Source organism: Alkaliphilus metalliredigens QYMF (assembly GCF_000016985.1).
GTDB classification, from domain to species: Bacteria; Bacillota; Clostridia; order Peptostreptococcales; family Natronincolaceae; genus Alkaliphilus_A; species Alkaliphilus_A metalliredigens.
In genome coordinates this window covers 1-24,058 of the sequence record NC_009633.1, presented here as the reverse complement: position 1 = coordinate 24,058, position 24,058 = coordinate 1, and the positions used below count along the sequence as shown (strand labels likewise).

The 24,058-nt window shown below is 38.4% G+C and carries 16 protein-coding genes and 4 rRNA genes; all 20 read right to left on the bottom strand.

The genetic code is table 11. The features are described 5' to 3' along the window. Nucleotides 1-154: 154 nt before the first annotated feature. The 20 genes from AMET_RS00095 to dnaA all read right to left on the bottom strand — a co-directional run bounded on the left by AMET_RS00095 (nt 155) and on the right by dnaA (nt 24,009). A 16S ribosomal RNA gene (locus AMET_RS00095) occupies nt 155-1,682 on the bottom strand. A gap of 405 nt (nt 1,683-2,087) precedes the next feature. Continuing rightward, the gene (gene gcvPB, locus AMET_RS00090) at nt 2,088-3,533 is read right to left on the bottom strand and encodes an aminomethyl-transferring glycine dehydrogenase subunit GcvPB (RefSeq protein WP_011971168.1); all 1,446 of its coding nucleotides are present in this window, start codon (nt 3,531-3,533) and stop codon (nt 2,088-2,090) included. After that, entirely contained in the window at nt 3,533-4,876 is a 1,344-nt protein-coding gene (gcvPA, locus tag AMET_RS00085; RefSeq protein ID WP_011971167.1) for an aminomethyl-transferring glycine dehydrogenase subunit GcvPA, read from the bottom strand. Before gcvPA ends, gcvPB begins: the two co-directional genes overlap by 1 nt. Nucleotides 4,877-5,015: 139 nt before the next feature. Beyond that, nucleotides 5,016-5,879, bottom strand: coding sequence for a DUF4438 domain-containing protein (locus AMET_RS00080; protein WP_011971166.1), 864 nt, complete (start codon nt 5,877-5,879; stop codon nt 5,016-5,018). Between the two features lie 167 nt (nt 5,880-6,046). Further along, the gene (locus AMET_RS00075) at nt 6,047-6,511 is read right to left on the bottom strand and encodes a QueT transporter family protein (RefSeq protein ID WP_011971165.1); all 465 of its coding nucleotides are present in this window, start codon (nt 6,509-6,511) and stop codon (nt 6,047-6,049) included. A gap of 203 nt (nt 6,512-6,714) precedes the next feature. Further along, nucleotides 6,715-6,939: a hypothetical protein gene (locus AMET_RS00070; RefSeq protein ID WP_157047117.1), complete on the bottom strand. Its 225-nt coding sequence runs from the start codon at nt 6,937-6,939 to the stop codon at nt 6,715-6,717. Nucleotides 6,940-7,151: 212 nt separating this feature from the next. Continuing rightward, entirely contained in the window at nt 7,152-7,295 is a 144-nt protein-coding gene (locus AMET_RS25425; RefSeq protein WP_157047116.1) for a hypothetical protein, read from the bottom strand. Between the two features lie 378 nt (nt 7,296-7,673). Beyond that, nucleotides 7,674-7,790, bottom strand: a 5S ribosomal RNA gene (gene rrf, locus AMET_RS00065). A 126-nt stretch (nt 7,791-7,916) separates the two neighbouring features. Next, nucleotides 7,917-10,852 (bottom strand): 23S ribosomal RNA (locus tag AMET_RS00060). Between the two features lie 357 nt (nt 10,853-11,209). Further along, nucleotides 11,210-12,737, bottom strand: a 16S ribosomal RNA gene (locus AMET_RS00055). Together the 16S, 23S and 5S rRNA genes form the textbook arrangement of a ribosomal RNA operon. Before the next feature lie 405 nt (nt 12,738-13,142). Then, complete coding sequence (locus AMET_RS00050; RefSeq protein ID WP_011971162.1) at nt 13,143-13,943, bottom strand: SigB/SigF/SigG family RNA polymerase sigma factor; 801 nt, start codon at nt 13,941-13,943, stop codon at nt 13,143-13,145. Beyond that, nucleotides 13,943-14,368 carry an ATP-binding protein gene (locus tag AMET_RS00045; RefSeq protein ID WP_011971161.1) on the bottom strand — a complete coding sequence of 142 codons (426 nt, stop codon included), beginning with the start codon at nt 14,366-14,368 and terminating at the stop codon, nt 13,943-13,945. The genes AMET_RS00050 and AMET_RS00045 overlap by 1 nt, the downstream gene beginning before the upstream one ends. A gap of 40 nt (nt 14,369-14,408) precedes the next feature. Continuing rightward, entirely contained in the window at nt 14,409-14,726 is a 318-nt protein-coding gene (locus AMET_RS00040) for an STAS domain-containing protein (RefSeq protein WP_011971160.1), read from the bottom strand. Nucleotides 14,727-14,990: 264 nt separating this feature from the next. Beyond that, nucleotides 14,991-17,483 (bottom strand): DNA gyrase subunit A, encoded by a 2,493-nt coding sequence (gyrA, locus tag AMET_RS00035; protein ID WP_011971159.1) that lies wholly within the window; start codon nt 17,481-17,483, stop codon nt 14,991-14,993. A 16-nt stretch (nt 17,484-17,499) separates the two neighbouring features. Next, nucleotides 17,500-19,407: a DNA topoisomerase (ATP-hydrolyzing) subunit B gene (gene gyrB / locus AMET_RS00030; protein ID WP_011971158.1), complete on the bottom strand. Its 1,908-nt coding sequence runs from the start codon at nt 19,405-19,407 to the stop codon at nt 17,500-17,502. A gap of 54 nt (nt 19,408-19,461) precedes the next feature. Further along, entirely contained in the window at nt 19,462-19,749 is a 288-nt protein-coding gene (gene remB, locus AMET_RS00025; RefSeq protein ID WP_011971157.1) for an extracellular matrix regulator RemB, read from the bottom strand. A gap of 88 nt (nt 19,750-19,837) precedes the next feature. After that, on the bottom strand, nt 19,838-20,944 hold the full coding sequence (recF, locus tag AMET_RS00020) for a DNA replication/repair protein RecF (protein ID WP_011971156.1): 1,107 nt from the start codon (nt 20,942-20,944) through the stop codon (nt 19,838-19,840). Between the two features lie 86 nt (nt 20,945-21,030). Continuing rightward, complete coding sequence (locus tag AMET_RS00015) at nt 21,031-21,240, bottom strand: RNA-binding S4 domain-containing protein (RefSeq protein WP_011971155.1); 210 nt, start codon at nt 21,238-21,240, stop codon at nt 21,031-21,033. 83 nt (nt 21,241-21,323) lie between these two features. Then, nucleotides 21,324-22,430 (bottom strand): DNA polymerase III subunit beta, encoded by a 1,107-nt coding sequence (gene dnaN, locus AMET_RS00010; RefSeq protein WP_011971154.1) that lies wholly within the window; start codon nt 22,428-22,430, stop codon nt 21,324-21,326. 232 nt (nt 22,431-22,662) lie between these two features. Next, nucleotides 22,663-24,009: a chromosomal replication initiator protein DnaA gene (gene dnaA, locus AMET_RS00005; RefSeq protein WP_011971153.1), complete on the bottom strand. Its 1,347-nt coding sequence runs from the start codon at nt 24,007-24,009 to the stop codon at nt 22,663-22,665. Between the last annotated feature and the right edge of the window lie 49 nt (nt 24,010-24,058).

Here is a 24,058-nt window from a genome sequence, read left to right as displayed (position 1 = left end):
ATCGTCAAATTGATAGCTTCATGTTTCTCATAACATTGTGTAGTTTTCAAAGAACATAAGCAGACAACCGAAATGTTGATTTCGTTTGTCTAACTTTATTAGAGAGATTAGGTCTCTCAAAACCAAACAGTATAGATGCGCCTTTGCTCCTTAGAAAGGAGGTGATCCAGCCGCACCTTCCGATACGGCTACCTTGTTACGACTTCACCCCAGTCATCGACTTCACCTTCGGCAGCTTCCTCCTTACGGTTAGATAGCTGACTTCGGGTGCTTCCGACTCCCGTGGTGTGACGGGCGGTGTGTACAAGACCCGGGAACGCATTCACCGCGACATTCTGATTCGCGATTACTAGCAACTCCAGCTTCATGTGGGCGAGTTTCAGCCCACAATCCGAACTGGGACCGACTTTATAGGATTTGCTCCGGATTACTCCTTCGCTGCCCGTTGTATCGGCCATTGTAGCACGTGTGTAGCCCTGAACATAAGGGGCATGATGATTTGACGTCATCCCCACCTTCCTCCGAGTTATCCCCGGCAGTCTCTCTAGAGTGCCCAGCCGAACTGCTGGCAACTAAAGACAAGGGTTGCGCTCGTTGCGGGACTTAACCCAACATCTCACGACACGAGCTGACGACAACCATGCACCACCTGTCACCTCAGTCCCCGAAGGGAAGACTCCGGTTAAGGAGTGGTCCGAGGGATGTCAAGTCCAGGTAAGGTTCTTCGCGTTGCTTCGAATTAAACCACATGCTCCGCTGCTTGTGCGGGTCCCCGTCAATTCCTTTGAGTTTCACTCTTGCGAGCGTACTCCCCAGGCGGAGTGCTTAATGCGTTAGCTGCGGCACTGAGGTTCGACCCCCAACACCTAGCACTCATCGTTTACGGCGTGGACTACCAGGGTATCTAATCCTGTTTGCTCCCCACGCTTTCGTGCCTCAGCGTCAGTAATGGTCCAGAAAGTCGCCTTCGCCACTGGTGTTCCTCCTAATATCTACGCATTTCACCGCTACACTAGGAATTCCACTTTCCTCTCCCATACTCAAGTCTTGCAGTTTCAAAGGCTTACTACGGTTGAGCCGTAGCCTTTCACCTCTGACTTGCAAGACCGCCTACGCACCCTTTACGCCCAGTGATTCCGGATAACGCTTGCCCCCTACGTATTACCGCGGCTGCTGGCACGTAGTTAGCCGGGGCTTCCTCCTAGGGTACCGTCAATATTCTTCCCCTAGGACAGAGCTTTACGACCCGAAGGCCTTCATCGCTCACGCGGCGTTGCTGCATCAGGCTTTCGCCCATTGTGCAATATTCCCCACTGCTGCCTCCCGTAGGAGTCTGGACCGTGTCTCAGTTCCAGTGTGGCCGATCACCCTCTCAGGTCGGCTACTGATCGTCGCCTTGGTGAGCCATTACCTCACCAACTAGCTAATCAGACGCGGGCCCATCTTGTACCGAAATTCTTTGACCCTTAAGGGATGCCCCTCTAGGGTTTTATGGGGTATTAGCAACGGTTTCCCGTTGTTGTCCCCCTGTACAAGGTAGGTTGCCCACGCGTTACTCACCCGTCCGCCGCTAGTTTCACTTTCTTCCACCCGAAGGCTTCCGTCAGATTAACCCGCTCGACTTGCATGTGTTAGGCACGCCGCCAGCGTTCATCCTGAGCCAGGATCAAACTCTTATATATAAATTTCTGGGTATTTCTTGTTCCATTCTAGTTAACTAAAATGGTATCTCGGCTTACGCCGAGTAAGTGACTTACACAAAATCTTAGATTTTGGTAATCTACTTATATGCTGGCTTACATCTATACTGTTTAGTTTTCAAAGACCTGATTTCTAACTTGCTTGGTATAACCCGTCGCGTTTTGGCGACTTAATCAATATATCATTTTTGATGACATATGTCAATACTTTTTTTGTTTTATTTTGTTTTATTTTGTTTCTTTATGCTTATTTAGATTTCCTTCGCCTTGCGACGACTTGTACTACTATAACAGCTCTTTATTATAAAGTCAACCATTGAACATCATGAAATATATTCCATAAAAACTCCCCCTACTGTTTTTATAAAGTAAGGGGAGTCTCCTATTCTACTCTATATCCTGCCACTTTAAAATCGGATTTCTGGCTGCTCCCGAATCATCTAACCTTCTTACAGGTGAATGATGAGGTGCTTCATGAAGTAAATCTGGATTTTCAGCTGCTTCTTTTGCAATTGTAATCATTACTTTAATGAACTCATCTAATGTTTCTTTGCTTTCTGTTTCCGTTGGCTCAATCATAATTGCCTCCTCTACAATAAGAGGGAAATAGACTGAAGGTGGGTGATATCCATAATCAATCAGACGCTTTGCAATGTCCATAGTTGAAACGCCATATTTCTTTTTCATAGACTTGCCCGATAAAACAAACTCATGCTTACAAAGAATGTCATAGGGTAGTTGATAGTATTCTTTGAGATTTTCTTTTAAATAATTTGCATTGAGTACCGCCATCTCACTAACATGTTTTAGCCCATCGGATCCCATTGTTAAAATATAGGTATACGCTCTTATTAGCATACCAAAGTTACCATAAAAACTCTTGACCTTTCCAATGGAATTTTCCATGTCGTAGCGTAGTGTATATGTCTCATCTTTTTTATCAATCATAGGCACGGGTAGAAATTCTTTTAAGAATTCTTTTACGCCTACCGGTCCAGCCCCAGGTCCTCCACCACCATGAGGTGTTGTAAATGTTTTGTGAAGGTTTAAGTGTATGATATCAAATCCCATATCTCCTGGACGAGCATATCCCATAATTGCATTCATATTAGCACCATCATAGTAGAGAAGGCCTCCAGCCCCATGTATGATTCCTGCAATTTCGGTAATATTTTCTTCAAATAAGCCTAGTGTGCTTGGGTTAGTCAACATAAGCCCTGCTGTATCATCACCTACTACATTCTTCAGTGCTTCAATATCTACGCCACCTCGTTCATTAGAGGGGACTTCTATTATTTTAAATCCTGTCATTGCAGCACTAGCTGGATTGGTACCATGAGAGGAGTCTGGCACAATAATTTTATCTCTTTTTAAATCATTTCTACCTCTATGATACTGATGCATAAGCATTAGCCCGGTCTTTTCTCCATGGGCTCCTGCAGCTGGCTGTAAGGTAAAAGCATCCATTCCTGTAATCTCACCTAAAGATCCTTGCAACTCATACATTAGCCTAAGAGCACCTTGAACCATTTTTTCATCTTGGTAGGGATGTATATTTGCTAAGCCATCTAGCCTAGCCATAGCCTCATTAATTTTAGGATTGTATTTCATTGTACAAGAACCTAAAGGATAAAACCCCTTATCAATGTGATAATTCTTAGAAGATATATTTACAAAGTGACTCATTACTTCTCTTTCACTGACTTCTGGTAGATGATTATCTGTTTTTCTTAGATATTTTTCCGGGACTTCATATTGAGGAACATCTTGAGGTGGTAACATATACCCCTTCTTGCCTTTACTAGATATCTCATAGATCACCTTCTCGTACATTACTCCACCTCCTTAACAATTGTGCAAAGCTGGTCAACTTCTTCTTTACTGCGTTTTTCAGTAACTGCAATAATAAGATGATTTTCTAATGCCTGGTAATCTTCCTTTGGATGGAAGCCTCCAAGTATTTTATTTTCTTCTAATTTTTCTTTTAGTGCTTTTAGATTACCTTTATATTTAAGTGTGAATTCTTTAAAGAAAGGCTTTTCCCAAGAATCTTCAAACATTCCCGTACTGATAAGTTGTTCATGGGCATAATGTGCCTTATCATAGTTCTGTTTAGCAACTTCTTTCATTCCTTCTTTTCCCATTAATGATAAATAAACCGTTGCAGCTGTTGCATTTAACGCCTGATTTGTACAGATATTTGAAATGGATTTTTCTCGGCGAATATGTTGCTCTCTGGTTTGCAATGTGAGAACAAATCCTCTTTTCCCGTCTACATCTTTGGTCATTCCAACAAGTCTTCCTGGAACCTTTCTCAGAAGTGCCTTTGTTGTTGTTATAAATCCTAAATAAGGTCCACCAAAGGAAAGTGGAATTCCCAATGCTTGAGCCTCTCCAATTGCAATATCAACACCCATTTCCCCAGGGGTTTTTAAAAGACCTAAACTAATGGGATCCGTACTCATCACCACAAGTGATTTATTTTCGTGGGATTCTTTCACCACTTCTTCAACTTCTTCAATAAGTCCGAAAAAGTTAGGACTTTGTACAATGACAGCACTCACATCCTTGGTAAGCTTTTCTTTTAAATCGTCTAAATCAGTGGTTCCTTCTTTTATTTCTATTTCTATATATTTAATATTAGCTGCACCTAGTGATGCTTTTAATACTTTTCGATATTCAGGATGTACAGACTTAGAAATAAGCACTTCTTTTCTTCTGTTAGAAGCTACAGCAACATATGCAGCTTCATAAACAGCTGTAGAACCATCATAAACAGAAGCATTACAAACATCCATGCCCGTTAACCCTGCCATCATAGATTGAAATTCGAAAATCGTTTGCAATGTTCCTTGAGCAATTTCAGCTTGGTATGGTGTATATGCTGTGTAATATTCTGATCTTGAAATAACGGCATCAACCACTGATGGAATATAGTGGTCATAGGCACCACAACCTAAAAAACAAGTGTAATCTTCTGTTGTTTCATTCATTTTACCTAGTTTTTTAATATATGAAGAAACTTCAAGCTCTGATTTATGTTTAGGTATATTTAATTCGCCCTTTAAACGCACCTTATGGCTAATATCTTTAAATAAATCTTCTACTGAATTAAGCCCAACATCCTCTAACATCTTTTTCTTTGATTCCTCGGTAGCTGGAATGTATGGAAACATATTTATCCCTCCTTGGCTTTGTTTTTCAAAAATTCTCTATTTCTTTTTTACCCTTCCATACTATAGTTAAACCAGATCCCCTATGTCCTATACTATAAAAAAGAAGAATTCTAAAAATACTAGAATTCTTCTTTTCAATCTATTTTATTTGGAGGTAATTTGAAATATTGGCTTCTTTATTGATGATGGCTTTTATGATTGGTTTTTTGCTACTCATAATCACTGTAATCCCTGGTCCATGTCCCGATTTAATACAGTCGCTATGCACAACAATCCCAATCGAAACTGCACCCTTTAAATATTGTCTTCCATATGTATTATCACAATCTCTTAATAAAACTAAGTCTCCAAATTTGAGTTCATTAATACCAAATTCACGATTGGCATCCTTATCCCCTGTCATAATATCATAATCACCAGAATAGGCTGTTGCGCCTCCTATACCAGATCCCATCATATAAGCTGGCACCTCTGTTTTCACAGGAATTTCTAAATATCCCTCTGGGTTAATTTTTATATCAAGCTTCTCAAATAAACCAGGATCAATATTCATACACTTCACATCATCTAATCCTTCGATAGCTAGTCCTTGGCCAAAAGCTTTAATAAGTATTGTATCATTGATTGCCATCTTCTCCATATCTTCTTCTTTAAAATGAATTAACACATGATCAATGCCTCCATGCATCCCAGTAACATAGCCCTTAGCACCCTTAGCTTCCCCTGTTACAACCCTAGCTTCATTACCAATGCATGATAAAATCATTAGTGCATTGTTCTCCATTTTATCTTCGTTACGTATGCTCACTCCAGGCTCCACATGGTCACCAATCCATTCCATACATGAATCCCCTATTTTTACGTTATATGTAATGCCACCTGTAGCTGGTAAAATGTGTCCAACACCCTCTCTATCAATACGATATGGGTTAGCCCCCTGGGGACTATGAATTTTTCCCTGTACTGATTGCATTACTAATTTAGCCTTGTTAATTTGAATCATTGTTATCTCTCCTTTTTTTCGATGTATTGTTAATACTTCCTCTATTAATGTCATTTCTTTCGTATTACTAAGCTTCTATATGTTTCAACATCATTCCTGCTAACCTTGTTTTTGTTGTACAAAAAAAACATCCTATAATAATAGAATGTTTTTTTATGAACTTGTGACTATTTAAAAATATTGTCTTTATACTTGTCTAATACCAGCATAAAAGGATATCCTAATCCATAGCATGCAATAATCTGTCCGATAGCTACCCATCCCATTGTGGCTACATAGGGGAACCCTAATACATAGTTTAAAATAAAAGCCACTACAACTGCATTAATGACTACAGGTGGCAAAGGGACTAACCATCTCCTTGGCATCTTACGGGATAGATATGCTGCTGTTAAAGTGGCTAAGCTTCCTAGTACAATATCAATGATTCCTAGTCCCCCAAACATATTGGCTATGAGCACGCCTACAAATAATCCTGGAATAGCTGCTGGTGTAAATACTGGTAATATCGTTAGTACTTCGGAAATACGAACTTGAACTTGTAAAAAGCTGATTGGAGCAAAAGCAAGGGTTAACGCTACATAAAGCCCAGCAATAATGGCTCCTTGTACTAACATCTTTGTTTGTTTCATTTTTTTCCTCCTAGTTTTATTTTGAGTCAGGATGGTTACGAACTGACTTCTATGCTTCACTCCTTTTTCAGTTATACAAACTTTTAAGATAATAAAACATAAGATTAATAATATCACTTTTTATTGTTTTTAGTCAACATTTATCACCGTAACGTAACAAAAAAATCCCTCCACTACTTTTATCTTAACAGTGAAGGGTCTTTTTAGTTTAAATTATCAATATAGTTTTTTAAATTTGTCCCATCTTCTATACTACATTTAAGCTCTCTTATATCTTCATTTTCGAAATTTTTCAAATGTGCTATGAAAAATTGATCCTTTTCGTGTAATTCATAATAAATACATCTATATCCTTGTTCATATAACTGCTGGAAGTCTTCTGCAATTGGTGTGTCTGAATGATTATACATAATATCATACCCTTTCATCAATGATTAGATCGTTTTTTAGTATCCATTATTAATATATTCTCTACTATCTATATAGCGTAAACAAATTGTAATGCATTTATTCATTTCCTTAATAAATGGGTAGATACTAAATTAACAAAGTGCTATGCAGTTCTTAAATATCTAACATAAACCATTTAAAATAAACAAACCATTATCAAGTGGTTTGTTTTAGTTTATACTAAATAAAATTATTCTCTCATAGTGGATAATACCTTCATAAAGAGATTAAGTGTTTTTTCTCTTTCTTCAATTTCTTTTTCTATTTTTTTATTTTTCTTTTCTCTATATTCATTAATATCAATTATTTTATTATCTTGATTATCTTTATACAAAGTAATCACTTCCTTACATTTTAATTATTAACTCATACTATAGGATTTTTGTTATTTCAATAAGTTGAACGTCACCATTTAATAATTTCATTTTCTACTTACATTTTCTACTTTTTTTTAAGAATTCCTGCTTAATTATTGTGTTTTGTGAACATAAGTTTTCGACATAAGTAGGCAACCGAAAGTTAGAACTTTAACTTTCGTGTTGATCACTTAGCCATCAATCCATTGATTGCCTTCCTCCAATTTAAACCTAAAGCAATCAATAGATTGATGACATCCTTGTTTTTATGAATTGATGATATCCTATTCTTTTTAAGTAGTGCTTATTATTATCAAAAAACAAATAATCCTCTACGTTTCCGTAGAGGATTTTCTGTATCGCGACGACCTACTCTCCCAGGCAGCTGCCCGCCAAGTACCATCAGCGCTGAAGGGCTTAACTTCTGTGTTCGGGATGGGAACAGGTGTGACCCCTTCGCTATAGTCACGAAATTTCGCTACTGCTATCGCAGCGCTTCATGTCGCACTCAATTTTAAAGTATTTACTTTAAAATTTCAAGTGCTCAAGTTTTTTTGAGAGTATTCTCTCAAAACTACACAATGTTATGGATATTTCTTTTGGTCAAGTCCTCGACCTATTAGTATTGGTCAGCTGAGTACATTACTGCACTTACACCTCCAACCTATCAACCAGGTAGTCTTCCTGGGGTCTTACTCTCTTTCGAGATGGGAAATCTTATCTTGAGGGGGGCTTCGTGCTTAGATGCCTTCAGCACTTATCCCTTCCATACGTAGCTACCCAGCGATGCTCTTGGCAGAACAACTGGTACACCAGAGGTATGTCCATCCCGGTCCTCTCGTACTAAGGACAGCTCCTCTCAAATTTCCTGCGCCCGCGACGGATAGGGACCGAACTGTCTCACGACGTTCTGAACCCAGCTCGCGTACCACTTTAATGGGCGAACAGCCCAACCCTTGGGACCTACTACAGCCCCAGGATGTGATGAGCCGACATCGAGGTGCCAAACCTCCCCGTCGATGTGGACTCTTGGGGGAGATAAGCCTGTTATCCCCGGGGTAGCTTTTATCCGTTGAGCGATGGCCCTTCCACTCGGAACCACCGGATCACTAAGCCCGACTTTCGTCCTTGCTCGACCTGTATGTCTCGCAATCAAGCTCCCTTTTGCCTTTGCACTCTACGCACGATTTCCGACCGTGCTGAGGGAACCTTTGGGCGCCTCCGTTACTTTTTGGGAGGCGACCGCCCCAGTCAAACTGCCCACCTGACAGTGTCCCAAGACCGGTTTCACGGTCTATGGTTAGAATTTCAGTACTACAAGAGTGGTATCCCAAGGTCGACTCCACCAAGACTGGCGTCCTAGTTTCAAAGTCTCCCACCTATCCTGTACATATAGTACCAAAATCCAATGTCAGGCTACAGTAAAGCTCCACGGGGTCTTTCCGTCCTGTCGCGGGTAACCAGCATCTTCACTGGTATTACAATTTCACCGGGTCTATTGTTGAGACAGTGCCCAAATCGTTACGCCTTTCGTGCGGGTCGGAACTTACCCGACAAGGAATTTCGCTACCTTAGGACCGTTATAGTTACGGCCGCCGTTTACTGGGGCTTAAGTTCAGTGCTTCGCTTGCGCTAACACGTCCCCTTAACCTTCCAGCACCGGGCAGGCGTCAGCCCCTATACTTCGTCTTTCGACTTAGCAGAGACCTATGTTTTTGGTAAACAGTCGCTTGGGCCTATTCTCTGCGGCCGGATAAGGCTTATGGAGTAAATCCTTCACCAAATCCGGCACCCCTTCTCCCGAAGTTACGGGGTCATTTTGCCGAGTTCCTTAACAATAGTTCTCCCGATCGTCTTAGGATTCTCTCCTCACCCACCTGTGTCGGTTTGCGGTACGGGCACTTTATAGTCTCGATAGAGGCTTTTCTCGACAGTGTGGAATCAACCAGTTCGCTACTTATATTTCGCTCCCCATCACATCTCAGAATATGTTAGAACGGATTTGCCTATCCTAACTCCCTACTTGCTTAGACGCACACAACCAACGGTGCGCATGGTTTATCCTACTGTGTCCCCCCATTTCTCAAACGACTAAAAGTGGTACAGGAATCTCAACCTGTTGTCCATCGCCTACGCCTTTCGGCCTCGGCTTAGGTCCCGACTAACCCTGAGCGGACGAACCTTCCTCAGGAAACCTTGGGTTTTCGACGGGCAAGATTCTCACTTGCCTCTCGTTACTCATGCCAACATTCTCTCTTCTGTAAAGTCCACTGCTCCTTACGGTACAGCTTCTACCCTTACAGAACGCTCGCCTACCATCCTTTCGGATCCATAGCTTCGGTGATACGTTTGAGCCCCGGACATTTTCGGCGCAGAATCACTCGACCAGTGAGCTATTACGCACTCTTTAAATGAGTGGCTGCTTCTAAGCCAACATCCTGGTTGTCTGTGCAACTCCACATCCTTTTCCACTTAACGTATACTTTGGGACCTTAGCTGATGGTCTGGGCTCTTTCCCTCTTGACTACGGATCTTATCACTCGCAGTCTGACTCCCAAGTATAAGACGACGGCATTCGGAGTTTGATAGGTTTCGGTAACCGGTGAAGGCCCCTTGACCATTCAGTGCTCTACCTCCGTGTCTCTAATCTTGAGGCTAGCCCTAAAGCTATTTCGGCGAGAACCAGCTATCTCCGAGCTCGATTGGAATTTCACCGCTACCCACAGATCATCCGGTGACTTTTCAACGTCAATCGGTTCGGACCTCCACGAAATTTTACTTCCGCTTCATCCTGTCCATGGGTAGGTCGCTCGGTTTCGGGTCTATGGCATGAAACTAAGTCGCCCGATTAAGACTCGGTTTCCCTACGGCTTCGCACCTTAAGTGCTTAACCTTGCTCCATACCATAACTCGTTGGCCCGTTCTACAAAAAGTACGCGGTCACACATATAAAGTGCTCCCACAGCTTGTAAGCAAAGGGTTTCAGGTTCTATTTCACTCCCCTTCCGGGGTTCTTTTCACCTTTCCCTCACGGTACTATGCGCTATCGGTCACTAGGTAGTATTTAGCCTTGGGGGGTGGTCCCCCCTGCTTCCCACAGGGTTTCACGTGTCCCGTGGTACTCTGGATCACAGTCAAAGATCTTCTTGTTTGATATACAGGACTATTACCTTCTCCGGTGGGGCTTTCCAACCCTCTTCTACTACAATACCTTCTTCTTAACGACCGTGTCCACAACCCCGATGAAGTAAACCCCATCGGTTTGGGCTCTTCCCCTTTCGCTCGCCGCTACTGAGGGAATCGAATTTTCTTTCTCTTCCTCGGGGTACTTAGATGTTTCAGTTCCCCCGGTCTGTCTTCTATTACCTATGAATTGAGTAATAGATACTTGGATATGAACCCAAGTGGGTTTCCCCATTCGGAAATCCCCGGATCAATGCCTGCTTGCGGCTTCCCGAGGCTTATCGCAGCTTACCACGTCCTTCATCGACTCCTAGTGCCAAGGCATCCGCCCTTTGCTCTTAATAACTTGACCTTTACGCTCATGACCCCAATCATAGATTTAGAGTCAATCGCTCAGCTAACAACTTGTTGAGCTTTCTTGAATAATCAAGATAATCTTCAAATTGATAGTTTATTGATTTCGCATTTATTTAAGCAGATGACCAAAATCTTCGATTTTGAGTCAGTCGCTTAGCTAGCAATTTGATGATTTGTTTCCCTGAACAAATCAAGGAAATCGTCAAATTGATAGCTTCATGTTTCACATAACATTGTGTAGTTTTCAAAGAACATAAGCAGACAACCGAAATGTTGATTTCGTTTGTCTAACTTTATTAGAGAGATTAGGTCTCTCAAAACCAAACAGTATAGATGCGCCTTTGCTCCTTAGAAAGGAGGTGATCCAGCCGCACCTTCCGATACGGCTACCTTGTTACGACTTCACCCCAGTCATCGACTTCACCTTCGGCAGCTTCCTCCTTACGGTTAGATAGCTGACTTCGGGTGCTTCCGACTCCCGTGGTGTGACGGGCGGTGTGTACAAGACCCGGGAACGCATTCACCGCGACATTCTGATTCGCGATTACTAGCAACTCCAGCTTCATGTGGGCGAGTTTCAGCCCACAATCCGAACTGGGACCGACTTTATAGGATTTGCTCCGGATTACTCCTTCGCTGCCCGTTGTATCGGCCATTGTAGCACGTGTGTAGCCCTGAACATAAGGGGCATGATGATTTGACGTCATCCCCACCTTCCTCCGAGTTATCCCCGGCAGTCTCTCTAGAGTGCCCAGCCGAACTGCTGGCAACTAAAGACAAGGGTTGCGCTCGTTGCGGGACTTAACCCAACATCTCACGACACGAGCTGACGACAACCATGCACCACCTGTCACCTCAGTCCCCGAAGGGAAGACTCCGGTTAAGGAGTGGTCCGAGGGATGTCAAGTCCAGGTAAGGTTCTTCGCGTTGCTTCGAATTAAACCACATGCTCCGCTGCTTGTGCGGGTCCCCGTCAATTCCTTTGAGTTTCACTCTTGCGAGCGTACTCCCCAGGCGGAGTGCTTAATGCGTTAGCTGCGGCACTGAGGTTCGACCCCCAACACCTAGCACTCATCGTTTACGGCGTGGACTACCAGGGTATCTAATCCTGTTTGCTCCCCACGCTTTCGTGCCTCAGCGTCAGTAATGGTCCAGAAAGTCGCCTTCGCCACTGGTGTTCCTCCTAATATCTACGCATTTCACCGCTACACTAGGAATTCCACTTTCCTCTCCCATACTCAAGTCTTGCAGTTTCAAAGGCTTACTACGGTTGAGCCGTAGCCTTTCACCTCTGACTTGCAAGACCGCCTACGCACCCTTTACGCCCAGTGATTCCGGATAACGCTTGCCCCCTACGTATTACCGCGGCTGCTGGCACGTAGTTAGCCGGGGCTTCCTCCTAGGGTACCGTCAATATTCTTCCCCTAGGACAGAGCTTTACGACCCGAAGGCCTTCATCGCTCACGCGGCGTTGCTGCATCAGGCTTTCGCCCATTGTGCAATATTCCCCACTGCTGCCTCCCGTAGGAGTCTGGACCGTGTCTCAGTTCCAGTGTGGCCGATCACCCTCTCAGGTCGGCTACTGATCGTCGCCTTGGTGAGCCATTACCTCACCAACTAGCTAATCAGACGCGGGCCCATCTTGTACCGAAATTCTTTGACCCTTAAGGGATGCCCCTCTAGGGTTTTATGGGGTATTAGCAACGGTTTCCCGTTGTTGTCCCCCTGTACAAGGTAGGTTGCCCACGCGTTACTCACCCGTCCGCCGCTAGTTTCACTTTCTTCCACCCGAAGGCTTCCGTCAGATTAACCCGCTCGACTTGCATGTGTTAGGCACGCCGCCAGCGTTCATCCTGAGCCAGGATCAAACTCTTATATATAAATTTCTGGGTATTTCTTGTTCCATTCTAGTTAACTAAAATGGTATCTCGGCTTACGCCGAGTAAGTGACTTACACAAAATCTTAGATTTTGGTAATCTACTTATATGCTGGCTTACATCTATACTGTTTAGTTTTCAAAGACCTGATTTCTAACTTGCTTGGTATAACCCGTCGCGTTTTGGCGACTTAATCAATATATCATTTTTGATGCCGTCTGTCAATAGTTTTTAAAGAAGTTTTTCTTTTTCCTTTAAATTTCATTCGTCTTTCGGCAACTTGTACTACTATATCAGCTTTTTGACATAAAATCAATTTAAATGCTGTCTGTTCTATTTTTTACCCTTATTATCGCTATATAAACATTTTTTTAATAATACTGGGGGGATTAATCACTCCCCCCCTTTCATTCCATACTCTTGTTTAATTCTTTTCTAAATTTCTCTATAATTCTCTTTTCCATCCTAGAGACAGTCATCTGTGATACATTTAATTCTTCTGCAACATTCATTTGTGTCTTACTATTAAAGAACCTATCCTCTAACACCTTTTTTTCTACTTCATTTAAGTTTCTCATTGCTTTCTTCAAAAAATCTCGATTTTCAATTTCATCAAAATTCTTATCCTTTTCTCCTATTAAGTCAATTAATTGGATATCCTTATCTTCCCCATCATTATCATAAGTTAAGTCTAAGGACTTAGGCGTATAAACTTGACTTGCCTCCATTGCTTCCATCACTTCTTCTTGCGTACAATTCAAATATTCAGCAATATCTTTAATCATCGGGGTTCTTTGAAGATTTTGATGCAGTGTCATTTTTGCTGTATTTACTTTTTTAGAAAGCTCTTGTATTCTTCTCGGAACTCTAATAGACCAGCCTTTATCTCTAAAGTGCTTCTTTATCTCTCCAATAATCGTTGGTGTGGCAAAACTTGAAAACTCAAAACCTCGACTTAGATCAAATCTTTCAATTGCATAAATTAAACCTAAAGAAGCAACTTGATAAATATCTTCATAATCAATTCCTTTATTTAGAAACTTCTTTGATAGTATTTCCGCGATATATAGATAACGATTAACCAGTTCATTTCTCACTTCAACTTTTTTGTTTTCTTGATATTCAATAAAGAGTTCTTTTTCAGTAAGATGCATTAGGGAGTGATCTCTGTTAAGAGCCATTTTATTAGCCCTTGCTATGTTCTTCATTAAGTATCCTCTCCCACATACTTTGTCATTATGATTGTCGTCCCCTTATCAGCATCGGAAGTAATCTTCACATCATCCATCAGTGATTTAATGATAAAAATACCTAACCCTCCCTCTTTCGGATTAATTAAGTCAGGTTTTTTGATATTATTAATCATACATCCTTTTCCATTATCAAATACAGAAATCACTAGCTTGCCTTCATCAATTATAAATTTAATATCGAAGGACTCCTCTACATCACACTTTCCATGTGTTATGGCATTTGTACATGCTTCAGCTGTAGCAATTTTAATGTCTTCAATTTGTTCTACATCAAAACCCATCCTATTTGCTATAGAAGACACAGTTAATCGAACCACACTTACATATTCGGGTTTGTTTGGTATTGTTAATTTAATTTCATCGTTCTTTTTTTCATTCATACTCCTTTGCTCCTTTGCATTGTGCATAGTAAACAAAATCTCACCCCTCAATAATAAAAATCTTATCTAATCCCGTAATATTTAATAGTTTTTTAATGCTAGGCTTAATATTAAACAACATAATTTCTTTTTTTTCTTGTTTAAGTCTTTTAAGTGCACCAATTAAAACCCCTAATCCAGTGCTATCTATATAGACTAGTTCTTCACAATCAATTTTAATTGTCTCTTTTCTTTCTTCTATCATTTTAATAAAAGCTTCCTTCAATTGTCCTGCAGTATATATATCCACTTCACCGGCCAATTGTACTGTCCATAAGTTTTCTTCATCATTGAACTGTTTATTAACACTTAGTGACATACCATGTTCCCCCCTATTTCTCTAGAATAAATTTTACCCTATAATTTATTAATTAAACATTTTTTCGTTTCTCTAATTACATGAAATTCTTTAATACATTAATTATATCAAATTTTTCAACACTTTGTTAGTTATTTCAAAAAAGCAAAGGCATATCCTAAGATATGCCTTTGCTACATTGAATATGGGGGTTGCATCTGAAGTTGTGAGGCTTCATTATTATTATTTCCCCAAAATAATTAGATTAAACATAATTATTTAAAACTATTCTTCATCTTTTTCTTCATCTTTTTCTTCACTTATTTCTTCAATCATTTCTTGGATTATTACTTCTTCATGATAGGGTATTTGAGCTATTGATACAATACTTTTCTCTGTTCCTGTATTCATTAAAGTAACCCCTCTAGTTGCTCGACCCATTTTAGAGATTCCTTTTACATTAAGTCTAATGACAATACCCTCGTTGGTCATCAGTAGTATTTCGTCATGATCCTCTACAATTTTGGCACCAATTAAGTTGCCAGTTTTCTTAGACACTTTGTAAGTTTTAATTCCCTTACCACCTCGTGTCTGTAATCTATACTCACTTAAATCTGTTCTCTTTCCAAGTCCATTTTCACTGACTACCAATAAATCCTTATTATCTTCTAGTACCTCCATGGCGACTACATAATCCTTCTCAGCAAGGTTAATTCCTTTTACCCCCATAGCAGTCCTACCCATATCCCTTACATTGTCTTCTTTAAATCGAATGGACATCCCTTGGGAAGTGATCATAAAAATCTCTTGCTCTTTGTTGATTAACCTAACACTGATCAATTCATCATCTTCACGAATATTGATAGCCATTAATCCCGTTTTTCGAGTATTATCAAATTGACACAACTCTGTCTTTTTAATAATTCCTTTTTGTGTTGCCATCACTAGGTATTGTTCATTACAATCTCGGTCAACAGGAATGACAGCCGCAATTTTTTCATTTGCCGATAACTGCAACAAATTAACAATGGCTGTTCCCTTTGCTTGTCTTCTACCTTCTGGTATTTCATAAACATTGAGCTTATAAACCTTACCTAAATTGGTGAAGAAAAGAAGTGGGCTATGGGTAGAAGTAATCGTTAACTTCTCAACAAAGTCTTCATCTCGAGTTGTTACCCCTGAAATCCCTTTTCCACCTCTTTTTTGGCTTCTATAGGTATCGATTGGTAATCTTTTAATATAACCAAAGTGAGTAAGGGTAATTACAACATCCTCTTCATCAACTAAATCGATCATATTAATTGATCCTGGATCAATTGCTATTTCTGTTCTTCTTTTATCTGCATATTTTTCTCTTATTTCTAATAATTCCTCTTTAATAATATCAAGAAGTAATCTTTCATTTGCTAATATTTCTTTTAAATGGTTAATAATCTTTATTAATTCTTTATATTCTTCTTCAACTTTTTCTATTTCCAAACCTGTAAGCTTTTGCAATCTCATATCTAAAATCGCTTGTGCTTGCTTTTCTGATAGACTGAATTTTTCCATTAATCCAGCTTTAGCTATTTGAGTATTATCTGAACCTCTAATTAGCTTAATAACCTCATCTAAGTTATCTAAAGCTATCTTTAATCCCTCTAATATATGTGCTCTATCTTCAGCCTTATTTAAATCAAATTTTGTTCTTCTAACAATGATATCTTTTTGATGATTTAAATAATGAGTTAATACTTCCTTTAAATTCAATACTTTAGGTTGACCATCAACGATTGCAATCATAATCACACCAAAAGTATCTTCTAGTTGAGTATGTTTATATAATTTATTAAGTACAACATTTGCATTTGCATCTCTTTTAAGTTCTATTACGATACGCATTCCTTCTCTATCACTTTCATCTCTTAGATCAGAAATACCTTCTATTTTTTTGTCTCTTACCAATTCTGCTATTTTTTCAATTAGTCTCGCCTTATTTACTTGATATGGAATTTCATTCACAATAATGTGTTGTCTTCCCTTACTCATCTCTTCTATACTTGCTTTAGCTCTTACTTTAATCTTACCTCTACCTGTTGTATAAGCATCTTTAATTCCTTCTGTACCCAAAATAATACCACCAGTTGGAAAGTCTGGGCCTTTAATATGTTCCATAAAATCTTCTATTTCAGCCTCAGAATCATCAATTAAAGTAACAACACTATCTATTACCTCTCCTAAATTGTGAGGTGGAATATTAGTAGCCATTCCAACAGCAATACCGTTAGACCCATTAACAAGTAAATTTGGAAATCGACTTGGAAGTACAGCAGGTTCTTTTAATGTTTCGTCGAAGTTTGGTCTATAATCTACAGTTTCTTTGTTAATATCCCTAATCATCTCTACAGATATTTTAGATAGTCTCGCCTCTGTATAACGCATAGCAGCTGCGCCATCACCATCAACAGATCCGAAGTTACCATGACCATCTACTAATAAATATCTCATTGAAAAATCTTGAGCCAAACGAACCATTGCATCATATACAGCAGTATCACCATGGGGATGGTACTTACCTAAAACATCCCCGACGATACGTGCTGATTTTTTATGTGGTTTATCAGGAGTCACTCCTAGCTCAATCATAGAGTATAATATTCTTCTATGAACAGGTTTAAGTCCATCTCTTACATCTGGAAGGGCTCTTCCTACGATAACACTCATAGAATAATCTATATATGATTTTTTCATTTCACTTTCTATATTTATAGGGACTATATTATCTTTGTTATCTATCATCTTTCATCCCCCTTTATTATATATCTAGATTTGTAACATATTTTGAATTTTGCTCTATAAATTGTCTTCTTGGTTCTACTTTATCACCCATAAGCGTGTTGAAAATATCATCTGCACCAGCTGCATCCTCAATAGATACTTGTAAAAAGGTTCTGGTCTCAGGATTCATAGTCGTATCCCAAAGTTGTTCTGGATTCATTTCACCAAGTCCTTTATATCTTTGAATATCTGCACTTCCACCCATTTGGACTATTATTTTTTGCATTTCCTCATCTGAATAAGCATAATTTTCTACTTTACCTTTTTTTAACTTATATAATGGTGGTTGGGCAATATATACATATCCTAGTTCAATTAAAGGCTTCATATATCTAAAAAAGAAAGTTAATAATAATGTTCTAATATGGGCTCCATCTACATCAGCATCAGTCATAATCACTATTTTATGATATCTTACTTTTTCTATATCAAACTCAATGCCTATACCTGTACCAAATGCTGTAATCATATTTCTAATTTCTGCAGATCCTAGTATTCTATCTAATCTTGATTTTTCAACATTTAGTATTTTTCCCCTTAGTGGTAATATCGCTTGTGTAGCCCTATCTCTACCTTGCTTTGCACTACCTCCAGCAGAATTTCCCTCAACTATATAAATTTCACTCAGTGCAGGATCTTTTTCAGCACAATCCGCTAGCTTTCCAGGGAGCGCAGTGTTTTCCAGTGCACCTTTTCTTCTGGTTAATTCTCTGGCTTTTTTTGCTGCTTCACGGGCTCTTTGGGCTCTTAATGACTTTTCTATAATGATCTTTGCTTCATGAGGATTTTCCTCTAAGAAAGCTTCCAGATATTGTGATGTACTAGACTCAACAATTCCCTTCATTTCACTATTCCCTAGCTTTGTTTTTGTCTGACCTTCAAATTGAGGATCTGCCATTTTAACAGAAATAATGGCTGTTAACCCCTCACGGATATCCTCTCCTAAAAGATTGATCTCTTTTTCTTTCAATATGCCATTTTTACGTGCATATTCATTAATTACCCGTGTTAATCCAGCTTTAAATCCACTTAAATGTGTCCCACCTTCATGGGTATTAATGGTATTGGCATAGGAAAATATATTTTCCGTATAAGCACCTGTATATTGTAGGGCGACTTCAACAACACTTCCCTCTTTTTGTTTTTCAAAATAAATCACTTTATCAATTAAGGCTTCTCTATTTCTGTTGAGATGCATTACAAACTCTTGAATCCCACCATCATAGCGGAAAGAACTTTCCATGACTTCTTCTTCTCTTAAATCTCTCAAAGTAATTTTAATTCCCTTATTTAAAAAAGCCATTTCTCTTAATCTATTCTCTAGTGTTGTATATACGTAAAGAATCTCTTCAAAAATTTCAGAGTCTGCTTTAAAAGTGATAGTGGTTCCAGTCTCCGTAGTTTCACCAACTTCTTGTACATCAGTGATTGGTATTCCTCTTTCATATCTTTGTTTATAAAGCTTACCATCTTTCCTCACTTCAACTTCAACATATTCTGACAGTGCATTAACAACAGAAATACCCACTCCATGGAGTCCACCGGATACTTTGTATCCTCCTCCTCCAAATTTTCCACCGGCATGAAGCACAGTCATAACAGTCTCTAATGTGGATTTCCCTGTTTGAGGATGTGTCTCTATGGGAATTCCACGTCCATTATCAACAACCTTAATGGAATTATCTTGGTATATTGTCACGTCAATAACGTCACAATATCCTGCTAAAGCTTCATCTACACTGTTATCTACAACTTCATACACAAGATGATGTAATCCTCTTGGTCCCGTGCTACCAATATACATCCCTGGTCTTTTTCTAACTGCTTCCAAACCTTCTAGTACTTGTATCTGTTCAGCGCCATACTCTTGTATTTTGTTTTCCATATTTTCAACCTCCTACTCATTAGTCCCCGAAATTAATTCAATCTTGCTATATTCTTATTCCGGAATAAAAGCTGCACGTTTTTGTAATGTGGGTGCAGATATCGGAGAATAATAAATAACCAACTTTCGAATCCGATTACCAGATTTAGCTAGATGTTCTTGTTTTTCAGTAATTACAAAGGATCTAGGTTCTTCATTGGTAATTTTATGGATAAATCCTTTTTCTTTACATATTTTTAAAAAAGCTTTGCTATCTTTGGATTTTAATGTTGATTCTATATCAAGTATTGCAATAACTTCACTTGAATGTACTGCAATTTCTCCTCCTAGATGAAGAAACATCTACCTTCCTCCTCGCTTTTTGGTACATCTACTTATTATAACCTTTATCTAATAATAATAAAAGAAAATCTAAGTTGTTTTTGAAAAGTTACTCATATTTCCCTATTTCTCCCTTTATCACTCTAAAGAGGGCTTTATCTTGCACATTTTTAATATTTAATGGCTCTAGCATCGTTGTTGTAACTAATGTTTGTACATGCTTTAAATGATATATTAAATCATTTTGCCTTTTCATGTCTAATTCACTCATTACATCATCAAGTAATAAAACAGGATATTCTCCTACTTCACCTTTTATTAATTCTAACTCTGCCAATTTAAGAGATAACACTGCTGTTCGCTGTTGACCTTGAGACCCATAGGTTTTTACCTCTAATCCATTAATATTGAAGTTCAAGTCATCACGATGAGGACCTACCAATGTAACTCCTCTTCGCCTTTCTTCATCCGCGGATTGGTTTAACTCTTTTAAAAAACCAACTCTTATTTGATCAACTGTATCATGATCTTTAATCAAAACACTGCTTTTGTATTCAATTTCTAATGTCTCAATACCATCTGTTATTTTGCGATGCATTAACTTAGCCAATATGGCAATTCTTTTGATAAAGTTTCTCCGATAAATAATCAGTGAAGCGCCAATATTAGCTAATTGTTCATTCCATACCTCTAAGTCAAGTTTTTTTCCTTTATGGTACTTCAAGAGTTTGTTTCTCTGTTGAAGTATTTTATTATATTGATTCAAGTTATAGTAATATTTAGGGGCTATTTGTGAAATTTCCCCATCTATAAATTTTCTTCTCTCCCCTGGACCCTCTTTAATAATCTTTAGATCCTCAGGTGAAAACAAAACAATATTTAGATTTCCAAGAAGCTCGCCTAATTTCAGTAGAGGCACTTGATTCACTTTAATATTCTTCTTTTTATCTACATTAAGTCTTAGTTCAATATTATTTTCATAGACGACTCTCTTTACTTTAACTTGAACATAAGCCTGATGTTTATCCACAAAAATCATTTCTTGATCTTTACTGGTTCGAAAGGATTTTCCTATGGCACTTAAATAGACTGCTTCAAGAACATTAGTCTTACCTTGGGCATTCTCACCCACAAAAATATTTAACTTTGGATGAAGTTGAAGTTGAAGTTGCTCATAATTTCTAAAGTTAATAAGCTTCAATCCCTCAATGATCATATTATCCTCCCCCTAATTCGGAGATGTACTACTTTTTTTATTTAAGTGACTATTTTGCTAAGGTATTTGTTTTATTAAAGCTAATCTTAAATAACTTTAACTTTATCATCAAATAATTCAACAATATCTCCTGGTCGGATCTTTTTACCTCGTTGAATTACGATATTACCATTTACTTTAACTTCTCCGTTTAAAATAAGTAATTTCGCCTGTCCCCCACTTCCTACTAATTCACCTAACTTTAATATTTGATCTAACTTAATGTATTCCCCTTCAATTTTAACTTCTTTTAACATTAACTTTAACCCTCCTTTCGATTTTATCTTATTATTTTATCGCTTTATTCAAAATATAAACCCAGCAATTTGCTGGGTTAAAACTAGTTAGATGCTAACCGTACTGGAAGCACAAGATAGGTATAATTCTCATTTGCTAAGGGTTTTAAAATTCCTGGACTTAAGTTAGTCGTAAATTCTAAACAAACTTCTTCATCATCTATCACCTTTAATGCATCAATAAAGTATTTAGAGTTAAAAGCAATTTCTATATCTTCTCCTTCAAGAACAATGTTTATTTCCTCATGAACTTTTCCTAATTCAGAATTTGAAGTAATCACCATTTTCTCATCATTCACAACAAACCTGACTAAGTTATTCCTACCTTCCTTTGCTAATAAGGACGCTCTTTCTATACTATTTAATATTTCTTTTCCCTTTATTGTAACCTTTGAACGATGTTCTTTAGGTAAAATCTGCTTATAATTAATAAATTCTCCTTCTAACAATCTAGAAATTAATTTTGTTTTACCAGCAGTAAAAAGTGCATGATTATTTGTTAACGTAATGTGTAGAGGTTCTTCTTCATCTGGGTTCAGAATCCGATTCACCTCATTTAAGGTTTTAGCCGGAACAACAACCTTATGGTTACTATTGCCTGAAATTTTTCCTTTTCTCAATGCTAATCTATATCCATCTAGGGCTACCATATTTAATGTATTTTCCTCAATCTCCATTAACACACCTGTTAAAATTGGCCTTGATTCATCTTGGGATGTTGCAAATACAGTCTGACGAATCATCCCTTTAAATAATTCCTGTGCTATTTCATAAACCTGGTCCTCTTCTACTATGGGGAGCTCTGGAAATTCATCTGGAGAATAAACTAAAATATTAAATTCTGTACTTGCGCATTTAATCTCTAGTTGATTATTTTCTTTTAAGGTAATGTCTACTTCAGCATCAGGAAGCTTTCGAATGATCTCACTGAATAGTCTTGCATCAACAACAACAATTCCTTCCTGTAAAACATCTGCTTCCATTACGTGCTCGATACCAATCTCTAGATCTGTTCCAACTAACCTTAATCCTTCGTTATTTGTTTCAATGTAGATCCCTTTTAATATGGGTAACGTGGTTTTAGCAGATACCCCTTTTTGTACAATTGAGATACTGTGCATTAACGCTTTTTGGCTACAAGAAAAATGCATTTGTGGATAACCTCCCTCTCATTTATAGATAATATAAATAAACAAATTTAGTAGTATTAGTAGTAAGGCCTGTTAATTTGTGGATAAATAGGCGTACCGCTTAAAAACAAAACTATACACATGTGGAGGAAATGTTCAAAAGCTGGGACAAGTTATACACATATTAAGAAAAATCAAAGTAACTAAAAACTATTAACAGCCCATTCACAGAGACTGTTAATGAGTATGTGAATTAATCACTCTTCAATTCCTTTATGATTGCATCAAGTTTATTTTTCAGGTCTGAATCACTGTTAATCTCATTTACAATTTTACTATGAGCATGCATAACAGTTGTATGATCCCTGCCTCCAAACTCGTCGCCTATTTTAGGGAGAGAGAGATCTGTTAATTCCCTTGTAAGATACATAGCAACCTGTCTTGGATAAGAAATTGATCTTGTCCGTTTTTTAGAGTCAAAATCTTCAAGCTTGATACTGAAATGGTTTGAAACCACCTCTTTTATTAATGGAACATTAAGTAGCCGAGGTTTAGAAGTAAAAATTTCCTTTAATGCTTCACTGGCTAACTCTACTGTTACTTCACTATTTGTTAATGAAGAATAGGCAACAATTCGGATCAAAGCGCCTTCAAGTTCCCGAATATTGGATTGTATTTTTTTTGCAATATGAGCCGTCACTTCATCGGGAACATAAATATTCTCCATTTGGGCTTTTTTACGTAAGATGGCAATACGTGTTTCCAGGTCAGGAGGTTGAATATCAGTAATCAAACCCCATTCAAACCTTGATCTTAAGCGTTCTTCTAAAGTAGGAATTTCTTTTGGGGGTCTATCGCTAGAGATAATGATTTGTTTATTAGATTCATGAAGTGCATTAAATGTATGGAAAAATTCCTCCTGTGTTCTTTCTTTACCAGCGATGAATTGAATATCATCAACTAAGAGCACGTCAACATTACGATAGCGATTTCTAAACTCTACATTTCGATCATCACGAATGGAGTTAATTAATTCATTGGTAAAAGTTTCTGAGGATACATAAACGACCTTAGCTTTAGGATTGTTTGCTAAGATGTAGTGACCAATAGCATTCATTAAGTGAGTTTTGCCTAAACCAACTCCCCCATAAATAAACAATGGGTTATAGGCTTTTGCAGGTGACTCGGCCACAGCCACAGAAGCGGCATGGGCAAAACGATTACTATTACCAATGACAAAAGTATCAAAGGTATATTTAGGATTTAAGATCAGAGGACTATTACCCATAATTGGTGATTGGGCATTCGATCTTCTGGCGTTGATATTCTGCGTATCACCAACACGTTCCTCTGAGGGTACTACAATGTGGACTTCATAATTTTTAGAAGTAACTTGCTTCACCGCATTACTAATTAAAGTATTATAACGGGCATTTAATATCCCTTGTGTGAAGTCATTAGGTACTCCCAGTACAAGTGTTTCATTATCCAAAGAAATGGCTTGGATGGGTTTAACCCATGTATTAAAGCTAACCTCAGTAAGTTCTGTCTTGATTAAATTGATAGCCTTTTCCCATATCTGCGGTAGGTTATCGTGCATATAACAGCCCCCTAACTGCACTTTCAATTTTATTATTAATACTCCGTTT

Coding starts and splice junctions, on each gene's coding strand:
- remB (WP_011971157.1), bottom strand. CDS start 19,749: ATGTTTCTTCATCTAGGAGGAGAAATTGCAGTACATTCAAGTGAAGTT.
- AMET_RS00045 (WP_011971161.1), bottom strand. CDS start 14,368: ATGAATGAAAAAAAGAACGATGAAATTAAATTAACAATACCAAACAAA.
- dnaA (WP_011971153.1), bottom strand. CDS start 24,009: ATGCACGATAACCTACCGCAGATATGGGAAAAGGCTATCAATTTAATC.
- AMET_RS00075 (WP_011971165.1), bottom strand. CDS start 6,511: ATGAAACAAACAAAGATGTTAGTACAAGGAGCCATTATTGCTGGGCTT.
- AMET_RS00015 (WP_011971155.1), bottom strand. CDS start 21,240: ATGTTAAAAGAAGTTAAAATTGAAGGGGAATACATTAAGTTAGATCAA.
- gcvPB (WP_011971168.1), bottom strand. CDS start 3,533: ATGTACGAGAAGGTGATCTATGAGATATCTAGTAAAGGCAAGAAGGGG.
- gcvPA (WP_011971167.1), bottom strand. CDS start 4,876: ATGTTTCCATACATTCCAGCTACCGAGGAATCAAAGAAAAAGATGTTA.
- recF (WP_011971156.1), bottom strand. CDS start 20,944: ATGATCATTGAGGGATTGAAGCTTATTAACTTTAGAAATTATGAGCAA.
- gyrB (WP_011971158.1), bottom strand. CDS start 19,407: ATGGAAAACAAAATACAAGAGTATGGCGCTGAACAGATACAAGTACTA.
- AMET_RS00080 (WP_011971166.1), bottom strand. CDS start 5,879: ATGATTCAAATTAACAAGGCTAAATTAGTAATGCAATCAGTACAGGGA.
- gyrA (WP_011971159.1), bottom strand. CDS start 17,483: ATGATAGATAACAAAGATAATATAGTCCCTATAAATATAGAAAGTGAA.
- AMET_RS00040 (WP_011971160.1), bottom strand. CDS start 14,726: ATGTCACTAAGTGTTAATAAACAGTTCAATGATGAAGAAAACTTATGG.
- AMET_RS00070 (WP_157047117.1), bottom strand. CDS start 6,939: ATGAAAGGGTATGATATTATGTATAATCATTCAGACACACCAATTGCA.
- dnaN (WP_011971154.1), bottom strand. CDS start 22,430: ATGCATTTTTCTTGTAGCCAAAAAGCGTTAATGCACAGTATCTCAATT.
- AMET_RS00050 (WP_011971162.1), bottom strand. CDS start 13,943: ATGAAGAACATAGCAAGGGCTAATAAAATGGCTCTTAACAGAGATCAC.